Origin of the sequence: Qipengyuania proteolytica (genome assembly GCF_019711565.1) — a bacterium.
Classification (GTDB): domain Bacteria; phylum Pseudomonadota; class Alphaproteobacteria; order Sphingomonadales; family Sphingomonadaceae; genus Qipengyuania; species Qipengyuania proteolytica.
In genome coordinates this window covers 811,910-825,961 of record NZ_JAIGNN010000002.1, presented here as the reverse complement: position 1 = coordinate 825,961, position 14,052 = coordinate 811,910, and the positions used below count along the sequence as shown (strand labels likewise).

Here is a 14,052-nt window from a genome sequence, read left to right as displayed (position 1 = left end):
GGGCTATTTCCCCCTATATCGGCGCCGAGCAACATCGGAGCCTCCAGTGATCGATCTCAAGACCAGACTGGCTGAAGCCGCCCAAATCTGGTGCACCGCGCACGCGGCCGCAGAGGGCAAGGAGGTGCCGCTTTCGCGCCTGTCGAAAGCCATCGGCTACGACGGCAAGTTCTTTGACACCCTGCCTACGATGCGCCGCGGGCCGAGTACTGACACGCTCGAGAAGTTCGCGCGCTTCCTCGCCGATCCGGCGAACTGGCCGGACGGGACGGTGGCGGAAGAGGCGAAGGCGCTGGCCCATGTGTGTGGTGTTAGCGCCGCCGATGTGCTGCCGCCCACTGTCGATGGCGGGCAAAAGGACACCCAGATCAGCAGCGAGGCAGCGTGATGGGCTGGTTCTCGCGCATGAAGCTGGCGTGCATCGACGCGGTCGAGCAGGCGGGCGGCAAGGAAGGGGCGGGGGCCACGGCCGAGCGCAGCGCCTCCACCGCCGCGAACTGGCGCAACCGATCCGTCCCCGACATGCCGCCGCTGGACTGTGCCTTCCGGCTCGACCAGGCGGCGATCATCGAGGGCAAGCGCCCGGCGCTGCTGCACCGCTATGCCGCCGAGCTGGGCTTCGTCACCATCCGCCTGCCCGAGGGCGTCGAGAGCGAGGACGCACGCAGCGGCGCGCTGATCGACGCGATGGCCGAGGTGGGCGACATCCCCACCACCTATCGCGACCGCGCCGCCGACGGGAAGTTCGACCACGCCGATGCGCAGGCGCTCGACATAGAGATCGAGCAGGCGATCGAGAAGCTGGTCAATTTGCGGACGATCAACCGGATGAGCTTCGAGGACGCGCCGAACGTGCGGGCGGTGAACTGATGGGAGTCCTCGTTGACGCCCTCAAACGCCGGGCGCGGGGCATCCGCCCCGCTTGGCTTCCTCGCAAAGGCTCGGGCGCGCGGTCGCGCTTGCGGCGAACTGGTCGTTCGCCGGGGGTTGGCGATTATTGCTGGTGGCGCGCATGAATGCCGCTGCGCTCACGACCGACGCCGCGCCCGGCTTCAGCATCGGGCCGCTGACGACCTATGCCGAACCGGCGCAGATGCGCGCCTGGCTGGCGGGGGCCGAGGCGGGGCATGCGATCGTTTATGCTACCGGGCCAGCGCTGGCCGAGCATCCGGCCAAGGCGCTGGCGCTAAAGTGGCAGGGCGAGGGGAAGGTGGAGCTGAGCCAGCGGCGCAGCGCGCGGGCGCATTGTTTCGATTACCTGGCGCGGAAGGTCGGGGATGCAGTGTGCACGATGGCGGAGCGGAATGCCTCGCTGACCGAAACGCGCACCCAGATGCGGGCCCTGCTCAAGATCCTGCGGCGCTGCGCGGTGCGGGGTGCTGTGTGCCCGAGCCTGACCAAAGCCGCGCGCGAGCTGGGCCTGCCCGGCGGCGGGCGCGGGCGGCGGCGGGCGCAGTATTTGTTCGACCGGCTGAAGGCCGAGAAGAAGATCGCGGTGTCGGGCAACGGGCGCAACGCCCCGCGCGTGGTCACCATCCTCGCCCCCGGACAGGGGCAGGGGAAGAGCACCAAAGGGGCATCCGAATGAACCGCTCAGCCGAAGAGGAGCGGGCCGACCTGCTCGCCTACATGAAGCGGCGACGGGCGAATTGCGTGCTGGTGGCCGCGAAGTCGCCCGAGTTCGCGGACGATGCGAAGGTGCTGACGCGGCAGCTCGACATCCTGATCGACGAGGTCGGCGGCGGGCTGCACGAGGGCGAGGCCGAAGTGGCCGCCACGCGGGCGGTCGCGTGCAGCGAGGATTATCCCTTCACCGGCCACCGCACGATGGCGGAGGAGAACCCCTGATGGCGCGGGCGGCAACCTCTCGCCTGAAGTGCAATCCGCCGCTGGGGCGGATGCCGGTGCTGCAGTTCATGGCCCCGGCCGAGCTCGCGATCGATGCCAGTTACCAGCGCGATATCGCGGGCGAGGCCAGCCAGGCGTTGATCCGCAAGATCGCCCAGCATTGGAACTGGGACCTGTGCCTCCCGCTGGTGGTTTCGCGGCGCGATGGCCAGCTGTTCGTCATCGACGGGCAGCACCGGCTCGAGGCGGCGAAGCTGCGGCGCGACATCATGCAGCTGCCCTGCGTGGTGGTGGAATATGCGAGTGCGGCAGACGAGGCGGCGAGCTTCGTCCACCTCAACCAGCAGCGTCGCCCGCTTAGCAAGCTGGACGTGTTCAAGGCCGCCGTGGCGAGCGAGGATCCCGAGGCCTGCGCGATCTTGCGCGCGCTCGAGGATGCCGGATTGTCGGTCGCGCCGCACCAGAACTACATCAGCTGGAAGCCGGGCATGGTGTCCAACATCGGCGGGATCGAGAGCGCCTGGCGCAAGCATGGCGAAGCCGCCACGCGCGACGCGCTGCGGGTGCTGGCGCGCGCGTTCAAGGGCGAGAAGCTACGGTATGCCGGCACGATCTTCCCCGGCATCGTGGCCCTGCGGGCGGCGCAGGGGGAAGGGGCCGAGCTGGGCGTCATGGCCCAATTGCTTGGCGAGCGCAGCCAGGTGTCGTGGCGCAGCATCATCATGGCGGCGAAGATCGACAATCCGAACCTGAAATATGGCGCGGCGAGCGCGCTGGCGCTGGCCCGCGCCTGGGAAGCGACAACCGGCACGCCGTCACTGGTGCGTGTGGCGGGCCTGAATGCCGAGCGCGTGCTGGTGGCGCAGACACCTTCACCCGGGCCGATCGAGGGGCGCGCGGCAGACCCGCGCGGGGCCTTGAACTTCGTGACCGACCGGCCCGTGGCAGCAGGTGGCGATGGCAAGGCCTGGTGCGACCAGTGCGAGATGCGCGTGACGCTGGCCGAGGCGGAAGGCTGCAAGAGCCGCTGGTGTTCGCTGCGGACGAGGAGTGCGGCGTGATGGCGCAGAACCGTTCGACCGCCGTCATGCAGCGCCGTGCCGAGCCGCACGATTCTCTGGACGATTTCCCTACGCCGCCGTGGGCCACCCGCGCCTTGTGCGAATGGCTGAAGGCACGCGGCGAGGACCTCGAGCAATTCACCTGCCGCGAACCCGCGGCCAATCGCGGGCACATGGTCGCGCCGCTGCGCGAGTACTTCGCCAGCGTCGAGGCGTCCGACGTCCACGATTACGGCGCGGGCTTTCCGGTGCGGGACTATCTCTTCGGGCCGCAGGAGCGGGTTCACTACACGATCACGAATCCGCCGTTCCGGTTGGCCGAGCAGTTCATCGATGCAGCTGCGAAGAGCAGCGAATTCGGCTTCGCGATGCTGGTGCGGTCGGCGTTTCTCGAATCCGTCGGGCGGTTCCAGCGGCTGTTCTCGAAGAACCCGCCCTCCCACATTCTGCAGTTCACCGAGCGCGTCGTGATCCACAAGGGCTGCCTTGCCCCCGAAGGGTCGACCGCCACTGCCTATGCCTGGCTGGTGTGGTTGGGGGACCGGGATGATTGCGACACGACCTTTGAATGGATCGCCCCCTGCCGGAAGCAGCTCGAGCGGGCAGGCGACTATCCCTCGGGCGACGACTGCCAAGACCACACGGCGGACGCCATCGGCCTGATTGAAAGTGGCAGAGCAGCGCAAACGCCTGCCGGTTCACGACGGTCCTTGGTCGTCGAAAGAAAGGGACTCTGATGCCCGGGGACAAGCTCGAGGACTGGACGCCGACGACCGCGCAGCGGCGGGTGCGCGATGCGGTGGCGGAGATCTTCATGGTGGAGCCTGCCGCTGTTGTCGGGCGGGGGCGGCGGCGGCCATTGCCGCAGGTCCGGCACGCTGCGATGTGGGTGATCAGGCAGTGCTTCCCGCACATGAGCTATCCCATGATCGGGCGCCTGTTCGGCGGGCGCGACCATTCGACGGTGATCCATGGCGTGCGCAATACCGAGGCGCGGCGTGGGCGCGATGCCAAGTTCGCGGAGCTGCTCGACCAGATGGTCGTAGGATTCGGCGTGTCTGGCGGGGGCCTCGAGGTCAATGACGAGGTGCGCGCGCGCATGGAAGCGGTGACCGCGCGGATCCGCACGCGCGGGAAGGACAGCGGGCATTTGTTCGAGCGACGTGTGGCCGAGCCGATGCGCACCGTGCTGCCGAAGAACGACTTCTCCACGCGCGGGGCCGAAGGGATGATCGAGACCGAGCGGCAGGACATCGGCTTGCGGCAAGGCAGTGCGGCGCTGGCAGAAGCGCTGGCGCGCGAAGGGATGGTGTGCCGGTGAGCTACAATGCCAAGCCTTGGTTGCGCCGAGTGGCGCTGGCTTCGGTTGCCGGGATGTCGGATCAGGAAGTGTCCGAGCGCGGTTTCGGCATCATGCTCGATGCGATGCGCAGCGCCTATTGCGCGCGGCATCCCGATAGCAAGATGGCATTGTCCCGACGCGAAGCGAGGCAAGGCCGACCGGCCGCCGCGGATAGTTCCGCGAAGCCAAGCTCGGCGGATGCCGAGCGCCCGGCGTTTGAGGGCGAAAGCAAATGAATCTGGCCTATCTCGAGGCCGCGATGGCGGGGGATCGGGACGACTGGTTCGTCGCATGCTCGCTGCGCGCGGAGCTGGAGGCGGCGCGGCTTTCGCCGGCGGCGCTGGCGCGGGTTCTCGAGCTCGGCGTTCCGGCGGGGCTGCTGGGGCAGCTGTGCGGCGCGGGGGATATCGGGGCGGGGCGCGTGGCGCTGTCTGCCGATGGCGCGCGGTTCGAGCCCGAGGGGCCTGATCCGCGGTTGCTGTTGGGGGTGCGCGAGCAGGGCGTGCTGGTGGACCTCGTCGCGCTGGCGACGCACGATCCGGACCAGTGGGCGCTGCGCTGGGGACAGGGATGGTGCCTGGGCTACGACGCCTGGCTGGCCTGCGAGACCGGCCGCGCGCACGAGCTGCGCCTGTTCGCGACGCCGCTGGCGTGGCTGCGGGCGGGCGGCGTCGGGATCGTAATCCTCGATTGGGACGAGGGGCTGCGCTGCCTGCGCGGCCTTGGCGAGCATGTGCTGCTGCGCTGCGATCGCGGCGCGGGCGAGCGGCTGCGCAAGCTGCTGAGCATCGGCAATCTGCCGCGGGTCAAGGAAACGGGGCCGGTGGTGCCTGTCAGGCGGGCGGCGTGACTTTAATCGCTCAGCACGTACCGAATGTCGCTCGCGACGCCGTGAATCTCTCTCCAGAGATAAGTAGATGCCTCCAGACGATCGACCTCGATTTCACCATCGCGCGCAATCGTGAAGTCGCTCGGTCCGAGCCTAGTGGCTCCGACGCAGCGTTGCTCCACCATCAAAAGGCGCAAGAAGAGTGCGGGTTCGAAGCGCTCTGGATGGGCCACAGCCCACCGCACACATGCGGCAGTTTGGTGCAGGGCGCCAAATGCTCGCTCGATATCGTCCTGTTCAGCGACTGGTCTAAACTCAACCTCGAAAGGCGCGAACCTTTCGAGGCAATTGCGCAAATTCTCGTCAAGAAACCGAAGCGCTCGCAAATCCTTGCCTCTCTCTTGGCGACGAGCCCACCAAACTCCGAGAGAGAAAGCGACCAGAACACCAGCGAAAGAGCCAAGTATCCCGAGCCATCCACTGGTCGGCATCGTCACACCGAAAAGCCAGTCGGTCCAATAGGTCTCGCCAATCTTGTTCATGCCAGTTGCATGGCCGAAAGTAATACTTTCGGGCAACATTTTTCATGACCACCCGCAATCGCCTTTCGTGCGGCGCTCCGCCGCCGCAGGATCCTGCGCCCTCGGGCGGGGAGGGGACTAAGCCGGCGCGTAAGATCAGTGCGGTGCCGGATCCCGAGACCGACCTTGCCTGTGCGCGGCTGCCGTTGACCGACCTGGGCAATGCCGAGCGGTGGCGGGTGCGGCACGGGGCCGATTTCCGCTTCTGCGACGTCATGGGCTGGTTCATGTGGGACGGGCGGCGCTGGCGGCTGCTGTCCGAGGAAAAGGACGCGCTGCCCGCCGAGGTGATGCAGAGCGTGTTCCACACGATCCGCGCGATCCGCAATGAATCGGCGCTGATCGCCAGCCTCGGCTGCGAGACGCCGATCGACCTCAATGGCCAGCGGCTCGAGAACTTCCTCGAATGGGCGGCGGTGAAGCGCGACGAGGGGCTCGACACCTATCTTAAGGGCGACGACGACGGCGAGCGCGCCGAGTGGCTGGGACTGTGCGAGGTGCGCGATTTCGCCTTCAGCACGGCAACATCGAGCCGCAAGCTGTGGAGCGACACGATCGCCGCACATGCCAAGGCGAGCGAGACGAGCGGCAAGCTGTCCTCGGTCGCCAAGCTGGCCAAGAGCTTCCCCGATATCGCGATCCGGCCCGAGCAGCTCGACCAGGACCGGATGGCGATAAACGTCTTGAATGGCACGCTGCGGCTCGTGCGGAACAAGGTGCGCCGCTCGTCCGACGAGGTCGCCGAGGGGAAATCCGAGTGGAAGGTGGATGGCTGGAAGGTCAAGCGCTTCGCGCACGACCGCGCCGACCTGATCACCAAGCTGGCGCCGGTGAAGTATTCGCCGGCCGCCGCCTGCCCGACCTATGACGCCTTTATCGACCGCGTGCAGCCCGATGCCGCCATGCGGCGATTCATCCATCAGTGGGGCGGCCTCAGCCTGACGGGCGATATCGGCGAGCAGAAGCTGGCGTTCTTCTATGGCTCCGGCCGCAACGGCAAGGGCACATGGGTGGAGGCGGTGGCGCACCTGGCTGGCGATTACGCCGGGTCGATCCCGATCGAGAGCTTCCTCGACAGCGGAATCAAGCGGCGCGGCGACCAGGCGACGCCCGACCTCGCCCGCCTGCCCGGGGTGCGGTTCCTGCGGGTGTCCGAGCCGGAGAAGAACGCGCGGCTGAACGAAGGCCTGATCAAGATGGTGACCGGCGGCGACCCGGTGGACGCGCGGCACCTGAACAAGGGCTTCTTCACCTTCCTGCCCGATTTCAAGATGACCATCAGCGGCAACCACAAGCCGCAGGTGAAGGACACGAGCGACGGCATCTGGCGGCGCATGCAGCTGGTGCCCTGGGCGGTGACGATCGACGCTTCCGAGGTGGATCGCAGCCTGCCGGAAACCCTGCGCGGGGAGGCGAGCGGGATACTGAACCGGTTGCTCGAAGGCCTGTGCGACTGGCGCGCGGCGGGGCTGATCGAGCCGGACGCGGTGACGCGGGCCACGGCGGCCTATCGCGACCAGTCGGACGATCTCGGGCGGTTCCTGTCCGCCACCTGCGTGGTCGGGCCGGACGAGCCCGCCGGCGCGTGCCGGGTGAAGGCGAAGGCGCTGTTCGACACCTATACCGCCTGGGCCGACGAGGCGGGCGCGGCGAGCTGGACCAACAAGGGCTTCAAGGCGGCGATGCTGGACAAGGGCTTCGAGCAGAAGACCAGCAACGGCGTGTGGTGGATCGGCATCGCGCTGCGCAACGGGGTGGACGCCGAGGCGATCCGCGAGGGGCGCTGGGACGGGCCGCCGGAGCCGCCTGTGGGTGATCCGGGGTGGAGTTCCGCGGACGAGGGCTTCCCGACAGGGAAGGGCGATTGGGTGCCGGGTGACTGAGCTAGATCGCGACCGCTTCAGCCAATTCGACCAGCTTCTTGATCGCCGTATGAGCGAGCAAGTAACCGTCCTGTGTCGGCGGCGCGTGCAGCCGTCCTTGATCGTCCTGGACATCGAGGCAACGAATGGAGGCGCGGCTCTCCCAGACCACCTCAGAGATAGGGCCCTCGACCCCTTCGTACCGGGTAGATTCCTTGTCGACCATTATTCGCGCGGGGCGTCCCTTCGTGTCGAGGATGGCGGCGAACCTGCCGAACTCAACCTTGAAATCCATTCGGTGGGCATTGCTGTTTCGAGCGCGATGCAAGTACTGAATTTCGTCGCTTTGCATGATTGCCTGACGAACCGGTGCGTTGCGATGATCGCCGTCTCCGGCCCTTCGCCAGACTTCATGCCTCGCACGGTTAAACATCTCCAAAAAGATGTCCCATTGCTCCGCTGCCTCATGTTCGTGCTTCGAAGAATGAAGCCTGTGAGCGGCGTTGAGCGCCCAGTTCGCAAAGCGAAGAAAACGATCGTCCAAGTCGAAGTTCGTCGAGGTCTCGGTCAGCTCTTTCATGGCGGGAATGAGATGCGATGCGAGCCGTGATTGCAAGAACTTATGGGCCGCCACGCCCGCGCGAGACACTTCCGCCTTCCACGGGGGGTCGATGGCGTGGAAGTGGGACATGGAAGTAAAGAATTGCGTCTTTTCAGGTGCTTGCCTTCGTTTGGAAGTCGTGGAAGCGAAATTCGGGTAACTCCGCACGAGAAAGTGCATTGCGGTTTGCGGCGCCCTTTACCCCAATTTCGCTTCCTTCACTTCCAACCTCTCTCTTTCGAAGGGGAAGAATGGAATGGAATATATTGAAAAGTTTGAAAAAAGAGTGGGTTTGGCGGGTTCTCGAAACACTTCCACGGGCGGTTCCAAGGTCCCTTCCACCATCGAGGACATGGAAGAGGCGATGGTGCGGGTGCATGCGCTGTGGCGTCGCTCGCCCGGTGGGGGCAAGTGGCCGTTCGCCGGCGACGGGCCGTGGCATCTCGCCCAGGGCGAGGTGGGCGATATCAAGGGCGACTGGTCCGAAACGCTGATCGAGACCGACAGCGGCAAGCAGCTGCCCGTGCGCAAGGTCGAGAGCCGCGAGCCGCGCACGCCGCTGTCGTCCGCAGAGGTGGACGAGCGAGACCGGGTGACGGCGTGGGTCGGGCTGGTGGCGGACGAGCAGCTGCGCAAGGCCGTGTGGCTGGCGACCGAGGCGCTGGCTCGCGGCGAGGGCCGTGTGCCGTGGACGGCGATCGCGGCGTGGGTGCGCTGGGAGCGGACGCCGAATGCGCTGAAGCTGCGCTATCGCATGGCGCTGGGCGCGGTGGTGTGCGGGCTCAACGGGTGGCCGTCTCGCAGGGCTCGGGTGTTGGCGGCGTGACGGGGTGCTCGACCGGGCACACGGGGCAGAACGGCTTTGGGGCGGTCATGGCGGGGCCTGTCCATGCGACGATGAGGGTGTTGGCCGCGAAGAGGAATGCCAACCCGGCGAAGGCGATGGGGACGAGCGTCCCCAAGGCCATGTAATGCGCGCGATCGCGGCGCTTGAGGTTGTTGCTGAGCGTGAAGAAGTCGTCGGTGCGGAGGCCAAACTCCCTGATGTCTTCGTGGATCGCCTCCTGCTGCTTCCGCATGGCGCGTCTTGTGGTGCTGATTTCGTGGTCGGACACGTCCGGAATCGGGACATTCAAGACGTGGGGGAGTGATGCGATGTTCTCATAGAATTCGTCGAGGATCGATCCGGCGGGGTTGCTGCGCTCGTTGGTCGTCGGATCGTAGCGCTTCTGCCAGTGCTCTATGCGTTCGATTATCGGGGGAAGCCGCTCTTCGACGAGGCGAAGGCGCGCGTTCGTTTCGCACATAGACGTCGCCGAATCGAGCATGCCCATGTAGCGATCGATCTGCTCGACAATCTTCGGGTGCTTCTCGGCCAGATCGGAGATCGCTTGATCGAGATGGCCTGCGCCGGGGTTCTCCTCGCTCACCTTCGAGACCGAAAGGCGAAAGCGCCATTGCTGGTGGTAGAACTGCCATCCCGCAAAGCCAAGGTAGCCTAGCAGGCCGAGCAGGAGCGGGTGGTAGGGCAGGTCGAGGCTGGTGAAGAGCGAGATCTCGGCGCGGCCATCCTCCGGGCGGGCCAGCAGCAGCAGCCACACGACGGCGGAGACCCAGAGCAGCTGCTTGCGCGCGGAGGCCAGCTCGGGCGTCTCCTCGATCAGCTTGCCGCCGGTTTCGGGGGCGAGCGAGGCGGAGAGCCGTCGCCGGAAGGTGGTGATGCTGTCGGTGATCATGGAAGCGGCGGCCTGTGGTGTGTCGAAATCGCGAGAAGTGTGCAGCAGGGGGCGCGGAATTGCGAGGCTCGCGGCGCTGTCAATGTACAGTTTCGAGTGTGCAGCAAATATCGCGCTTCATTGTGCAGCACGCGAGGGGGTATCCAGCGGATAGGCTTGGCGCTGGTGTCTGGGCGATTACCCCCGCCCACCGAAGCACCGGCGGGCCAAGCTCCTCTCCCTCCCTGCGGGTACCTCCCGGGGATGCGACCAGGCCCGGTGTGCTTCCAGGCGGCGGCACCCGGGCCTCTTGGTCCTCACGACATGACGATGCGAGGCGATCTGCGATGGCGCGGCTGAAGGGGCTCGGGCCGCGGGTGGCGACGCTGGGGCCGCGGGTGCGGGCGCTGCCGAAGGTGGCGGACCGGTTCTATGCCTCGCCGGAGTGGCGGTCGCTGGTGAAGGCGATCAAGGCCGAGCGCGGCGCATGGTGCGAGCGGTGTGGCTCGACCCATCGGTTGATCGGCGACCACAAGGTCGAGCGGCGGGATGGGGGTGCGGACCTCGATCCGGCGAACGTCGAGCTGCTCTGCCAGGCGTGTCACAATGCGAAGACGGCGGAGGCTCGGGCGAAGCGGGTGGCCGAGACGGCGGGGGGAGGGCGAAAGTCTGGAGGGTCGGCGACCCAGTAACCGCCGCCCTACTCATTCGGAGATTTTTTTTGGCTGAAGCGGGAAATTCGGGGGAGGTCGATCTGTTCGGCGACCCGGTGATTTACCGCGACGCGAAGAAGGGGCGGCCCGCGCATGAGCGGACGGCCCGAAATGCCAACAAAGTCAGCCTGTTGTTCGCTCTCGGTCACGAGGTGAAGGATGTGGCCGCGGCGCTGGGGATCACGCAGCCGACTTTGCGCAAGCACTATTTTTCAGAGGTGCAGCAGCGCGACGCGATGCGGCTCAAGCTGAAGGCGGAAGTTCTCTCCAGTCTGTTCGACCAGGCACAGCAGGGCAACGTGGGCGCGATGAAGAAGCTGCTCGATCAGGTCGAGAAGGGCGAGCTCGTCGCGATCAACAGTTCGGTCAAGGCGCGCAGGTCGAGCGAAGCACCGAAGCCGAAGGCGCTGCCGATCGGCAAGAAGCAGGAGCGGCAGATGGCGGCGGAGGGGGTGACCGGCATCTTCGAGCCGCGCCCGGCTCCGAGCAATATACACTGACCCTTCGGGTTCGCGCATGAAGTGGTCAACTGCCTGCCAGGACTGGGAAGAGCGGATCGTCGCCGGCGACAGCCTGGTGCCGATCGCGCCGCTCTTCCCGGCGAAGGCGGACGATGCGCTGCGGGTGTTCAAGTCGCTGCAGGTCGTCGACCTGCCGAAGAAGGCGAATGGCAGGCACCCGACGCTGGGCGAGCTCGTCGACGACGATATCCTCGACCTGGTGGCGGCGATCTTCGGCGCTGAGGATCCGGCGACCGGGCAGAGACTGATCCGGGAGTTCATGCTCCTGATCAGCAAGAAAAACGGCAAGTCGACCATCGCCGCCGGCATCATGCTGACGGCGCTGATCGTGAACTGGCGTCCGCATGCCGAGCTGCTGATCCTCGCGCCGACGCTCGAGGTGGCGAAGAACAGCTTCGACCCGGCCAAGGGCATGGTCGAAGCGGACGAGGAACTGGCGCAGCTGCTCCATGTTAAGGAGCACCAGCGCCTGATCCAGCACCGGATCTTGAAGGCCGAGCTGAAGGTGGTCGCGGCGGATAGCGACACAGCCTCGGGCAAAAAGGCCGGCATGGTGCTGGTCGAGGAGTTGTGGCTGTTCGGCAAGAAGCCGAAGAGCGCGGCGATGCTGCGCGAGGCGACGGGCGGGCTCTCGGCCCGGCCGGAAGGCTTCGTGCTCTACATCACGACGCATTCAGACGAGCCGCCAGCGGGCGTATTCAAGGCGAAGCTGGAATATTTTCGCGACGTTCGCGACGGGAAGATCGAAGATCCGACATCGATGGGCGTGCTCTACGAGTACCCCGAGGCGATGCTGGAAGACCAGGCGTACCTGGAGCCGGATAACTTCTACGTCACGAACCCGCACATGGGCTCGTCGGTCACGAAGGAGTGGCTTGAAGGCGAGCTGCGCAAGGAGCAGTCGGGCGACGGCGAGGGCCTGCAGATCTTCCTCGCCAAGCATTTGAACGTCGAAATCGGTCTGAGGCTTCGGCGGGATCGGTGGATGGCCGCGGACTATTGGGATGCGGCCGAGGAAGATCCGCTCGATCTCGCCGATCTGCTCGATCGCTGCGAGGTCGTCGTGGTCGGGCTCGACGGCGGCGGCGCGGACGACCTCTACGGTCTCGGCGTCGGCGGACGCGAGCGGGGCACGGGTGTGTGGCTGACCTGGTCCCATGCTTGGGCGCGGCGGGTGGTGCTCGACAGGCGCAAGGACATCGCCAGCGTATTGCTGGGATTCGAGGCCGACGGCGATCTGACGTTCACCGACACGGGTCAGGAGATCGTCGAGCAGGTCGCGCGCAAGACGGTGGACATCCGCGGGAGCGGGCTGATGCCGGACGTCGGTGCCGTGGGCGTCGATGCCTGGGGCATGGGGCCGCTGGTCGATGCGCTCGTCGCCGCGGGCTTCGAGACCTATGACGACGTGACGAAGCGGGGCGGCTCGATCGTTCCTGTGCGACAGGGCGTGGGCCTGACCGGCACGATCAAGACAGTGGAATTCAAACTCGTCGACGGGATGCTGCGGCATGCCCCGTCGAGGATGATGCAGTGGTGCGTGTCCAACGCGCGCGCCGAGCTGAGAGGCAGCAACATGTACATCAGCAAGCAGGCGGCAGGGGGCAAGATCGACCCGCTGATCGCCACGCTCAATGCTGTTCAGCTGCTCGAGGCGGGGCCGGTTGCGGGCGGCGGCGGCGTTTCGACCGAAGACTGGATCGCGGGGCTTCGCGCGGCATGAAGTGGTGGAAGGGCGCGCTTGGCCTGGAGCGTGACGGCGCATCGCTGGAAGGCAAGAGCATCGTCGTCACTGGCCTGCCGAGCCGCCACGACGGAACGAACTTCCGCACGAACATGGTTACGCTGGCGCAGTTCGAGGATGCGGGCGGATCGAACCGTTCGAATCCGATCGGGCTGACGGCGACCTGGGCGTGCGTGAACCTGATCGCCGGGACGATCGCGAGCCTGCCGTTGATGGTGTACCGCACGGTCAACGGCGTGCGCGAGGTGGCCCGCGGTCACCCGCTTTACTACGTGCTCCACGAGAGCCCGAATTTCGACCAGACGGCGATGGACTTCTGGGAATATATCGCCGCCGGCATCGAGCTGCGCGGCGACGGCTTCGCGGAAATCGACCGGCGAAGCGACGGCAGCGTGCTGTCGCTAATCCCCATCCGGCCGGACCTGGTGAAGGCCAAGCGCCGCGCCGGTGACGGCCAGATCGAATACGAGTGGACTGAGGGCAACCGACGCATCGTTCGCGGTGCGAAGGACGTGCTGCATATCCGCGGCCCGATGGGCAATGCACTGGGCGGCGCTTCGACCCTGTCGCTTTGCGGTAGCGCCTTTAGCGGCGCTCTTGCGGCAGAACAGGCTGCGCGTTCGACGTTCAGTAATGGCCTGAGGCCGTCTGGCACGATGTCGACCGACACAGCACTGACCAAAGAGCAGCGTGCCGAAGTCGAGGCACTGCTGCAGGAAAAGTACGCAGGCTCGATCAATGCTGGTCGCCCCATGCTGCTCGACAACGGGCTGAAGTGGGAAGCGATCAACATCACGCCGGAAGACGCGCAGATGCTGGAGAGCCGCAAGTTCAGCGGTGAAGAGATCTGCCGTATTTTCGGAGTACCGCCCGCGATGGTCGGGTACGGCGACAAGGCCTCGAACTGGGGCACGGGCAAGGAAGTCGACGTGCTCGGCTTCCAGAAGTTCACGCTGCGCCGTCGGCTGAAGCGGATCGAGCAGGCGCTGATGAAGCAGCTTCTGACCGCGCGGGACCGCAGCGAAGGGATCACGATCGAGTTCAACCTGGAAGGGCTGCTGCGCGGCGACAGTGCCGGGCGCGCATCCTTCTACAAGGAAATGACGCAGATGGGAGCGATGACGATCAACGAGGTCCGCGCGCTGGAGAACATGGCCCCGGTCCCGGGCGGCGATGTTCCCCGCATCCAGATGCAGAACGCCCCGATCGGCGAGACCGGGCAGGAAGGCTAGGAC

At 66.2% G+C, this 14,052-nt stretch carries 18 protein-coding genes; 15 read left to right on the top strand and 3 right to left on the bottom strand.

Annotated elements, in window-relative coordinates:
• Positions 1–46: 46 nt before the first annotated feature.
• From K3172_RS13055 to K3172_RS13015, 9 genes are all read left to right on the top strand, one after another.
• Entirely contained in the window at positions 47–388 is a 342-nt protein-coding gene (locus tag K3172_RS13055; protein WP_221590713.1) for a hypothetical protein, read from the top strand.
• Entirely contained in the window at positions 388–870 is a 483-nt protein-coding gene (locus K3172_RS13050; RefSeq protein ID WP_345725669.1) for a phage regulatory CII family protein, read from the top strand. Before K3172_RS13055 ends, K3172_RS13050 begins: the two co-directional genes overlap by 1 nt.
• A gap of 142 nt (positions 871–1,012) precedes the next feature.
• Positions 1,013–1,588, top strand: a complete 576-nt coding sequence (locus K3172_RS13045; RefSeq protein ID WP_221590709.1) for a hypothetical protein — start codon at positions 1,013–1,015, stop codon at positions 1,586–1,588.
• Positions 1,585–1,848 (top strand): hypothetical protein, encoded by a 264-nt coding sequence (locus tag K3172_RS13040; protein ID WP_221590707.1) that lies wholly within the window; start codon positions 1,585–1,587, stop codon positions 1,846–1,848. Before K3172_RS13045 ends, K3172_RS13040 begins: the two co-directional genes overlap by 4 nt.
• Entirely contained in the window at positions 1,848–2,909 is a 1,062-nt protein-coding gene (locus K3172_RS13035; RefSeq protein WP_221590705.1) for a DUF6551 family protein, read from the top strand. The genes K3172_RS13040 and K3172_RS13035 overlap by 1 nt, the downstream gene beginning before the upstream one ends.
• Positions 2,879–3,646 carry a hypothetical protein gene (locus K3172_RS13030; protein ID WP_221590703.1) on the top strand — a complete coding sequence of 256 codons (768 nt, stop codon included), beginning with the start codon at positions 2,879–2,881 and terminating at the stop codon, positions 3,644–3,646. Before K3172_RS13035 ends, K3172_RS13030 begins: the two co-directional genes overlap by 31 nt.
• Positions 3,646–4,230, top strand: coding sequence for a helix-turn-helix domain-containing protein (locus tag K3172_RS15775; RefSeq protein WP_221590701.1), 585 nt, complete (start codon positions 3,646–3,648; stop codon positions 4,228–4,230). Before K3172_RS13030 ends, K3172_RS15775 begins: the two co-directional genes overlap by 1 nt.
• Positions 4,227–4,487, top strand: a complete 261-nt coding sequence (locus K3172_RS13020; RefSeq protein ID WP_221590699.1) for a hypothetical protein — start codon at positions 4,227–4,229, stop codon at positions 4,485–4,487. The genes K3172_RS15775 and K3172_RS13020 overlap by 4 nt, the downstream gene beginning before the upstream one ends.
• Positions 4,484–5,101, top strand: a complete 618-nt coding sequence (locus tag K3172_RS13015; RefSeq protein WP_221590697.1) for a hypothetical protein — start codon at positions 4,484–4,486, stop codon at positions 5,099–5,101. The genes K3172_RS13020 and K3172_RS13015 overlap by 4 nt, the downstream gene beginning before the upstream one ends.
• 2 nt (positions 5,102–5,103) lie before the next feature.
• On the opposite strand, the gene K3172_RS13010 is transcribed toward K3172_RS13015, so the two are convergent.
• The gene (locus tag K3172_RS13010) at positions 5,104–5,622 is read right to left on the bottom strand and encodes a hypothetical protein (RefSeq protein ID WP_221590695.1); all 519 of its coding nucleotides are present in this window, start codon (positions 5,620–5,622) and stop codon (positions 5,104–5,106) included.
• Positions 5,623–5,666: 44 nt separating this feature from the next.
• Between K3172_RS13010 and K3172_RS13005 the strand changes: the two genes are divergently transcribed.
• Positions 5,667–7,544 (top strand): DNA primase family protein, encoded by a 1,878-nt coding sequence (locus K3172_RS13005; RefSeq protein ID WP_221590693.1) that lies wholly within the window; start codon positions 5,667–5,669, stop codon positions 7,542–7,544.
• A 1-nt stretch (position 7,545) separates the two neighbouring features.
• Here K3172_RS13005 and K3172_RS13000 read toward each other — a convergent pair whose 3' ends face one another.
• On the bottom strand, positions 7,546–8,103 hold the full coding sequence (locus K3172_RS13000) for a hypothetical protein (protein ID WP_221590691.1): 558 nt from the start codon (positions 8,101–8,103) through the stop codon (positions 7,546–7,548).
• A 313-nt stretch (positions 8,104–8,416) separates the two neighbouring features.
• Here K3172_RS13000 and K3172_RS12995 point away from each other — a divergent pair, with 313 nt between their 5' ends.
• Positions 8,417–8,950 (top strand): hypothetical protein, encoded by a 534-nt coding sequence (locus tag K3172_RS12995; RefSeq protein ID WP_221590689.1) that lies wholly within the window; start codon positions 8,417–8,419, stop codon positions 8,948–8,950.
• On the opposite strand, the gene K3172_RS12990 is transcribed toward K3172_RS12995, so the two are convergent.
• Entirely contained in the window at positions 8,907–9,860 is a 954-nt protein-coding gene (locus K3172_RS12990) for a hypothetical protein (protein WP_221590687.1), read from the bottom strand. The two genes, K3172_RS12995 and K3172_RS12990, sit on opposite strands and share 44 nt — an antisense overlap.
• Positions 9,861–10,186: 326 nt before the next feature.
• Here K3172_RS12990 and K3172_RS12985 point away from each other — a divergent pair, with 326 nt between their 5' ends.
• From K3172_RS12985 to K3172_RS12970, 4 genes are read left to right on the top strand one after another with little or no spacing between them, the layout of a single operon-like run.
• On the top strand, positions 10,187–10,531 hold the full coding sequence (locus K3172_RS12985; protein ID WP_221590684.1) for an HNH endonuclease signature motif containing protein: 345 nt from the start codon (positions 10,187–10,189) through the stop codon (positions 10,529–10,531).
• Positions 10,532–10,560: 29 nt separating this feature from the next.
• On the top strand, positions 10,561–11,052 hold the full coding sequence (locus tag K3172_RS12980; RefSeq protein ID WP_221590683.1) for a hypothetical protein: 492 nt from the start codon (positions 10,561–10,563) through the stop codon (positions 11,050–11,052).
• A gap of 16 nt (positions 11,053–11,068) precedes the next feature.
• Positions 11,069–12,796 (top strand): terminase large subunit, encoded by a 1,728-nt coding sequence (locus K3172_RS12975; protein ID WP_221590681.1) that lies wholly within the window; start codon positions 11,069–11,071, stop codon positions 12,794–12,796.
• Complete coding sequence (locus K3172_RS12970; protein WP_221590679.1) at positions 12,793–14,049, top strand: phage portal protein; 1,257 nt, start codon at positions 12,793–12,795, stop codon at positions 14,047–14,049. The genes K3172_RS12975 and K3172_RS12970 overlap by 4 nt, the downstream gene beginning before the upstream one ends.
• Positions 14,050–14,052: the final 3 nt, after the last annotated feature.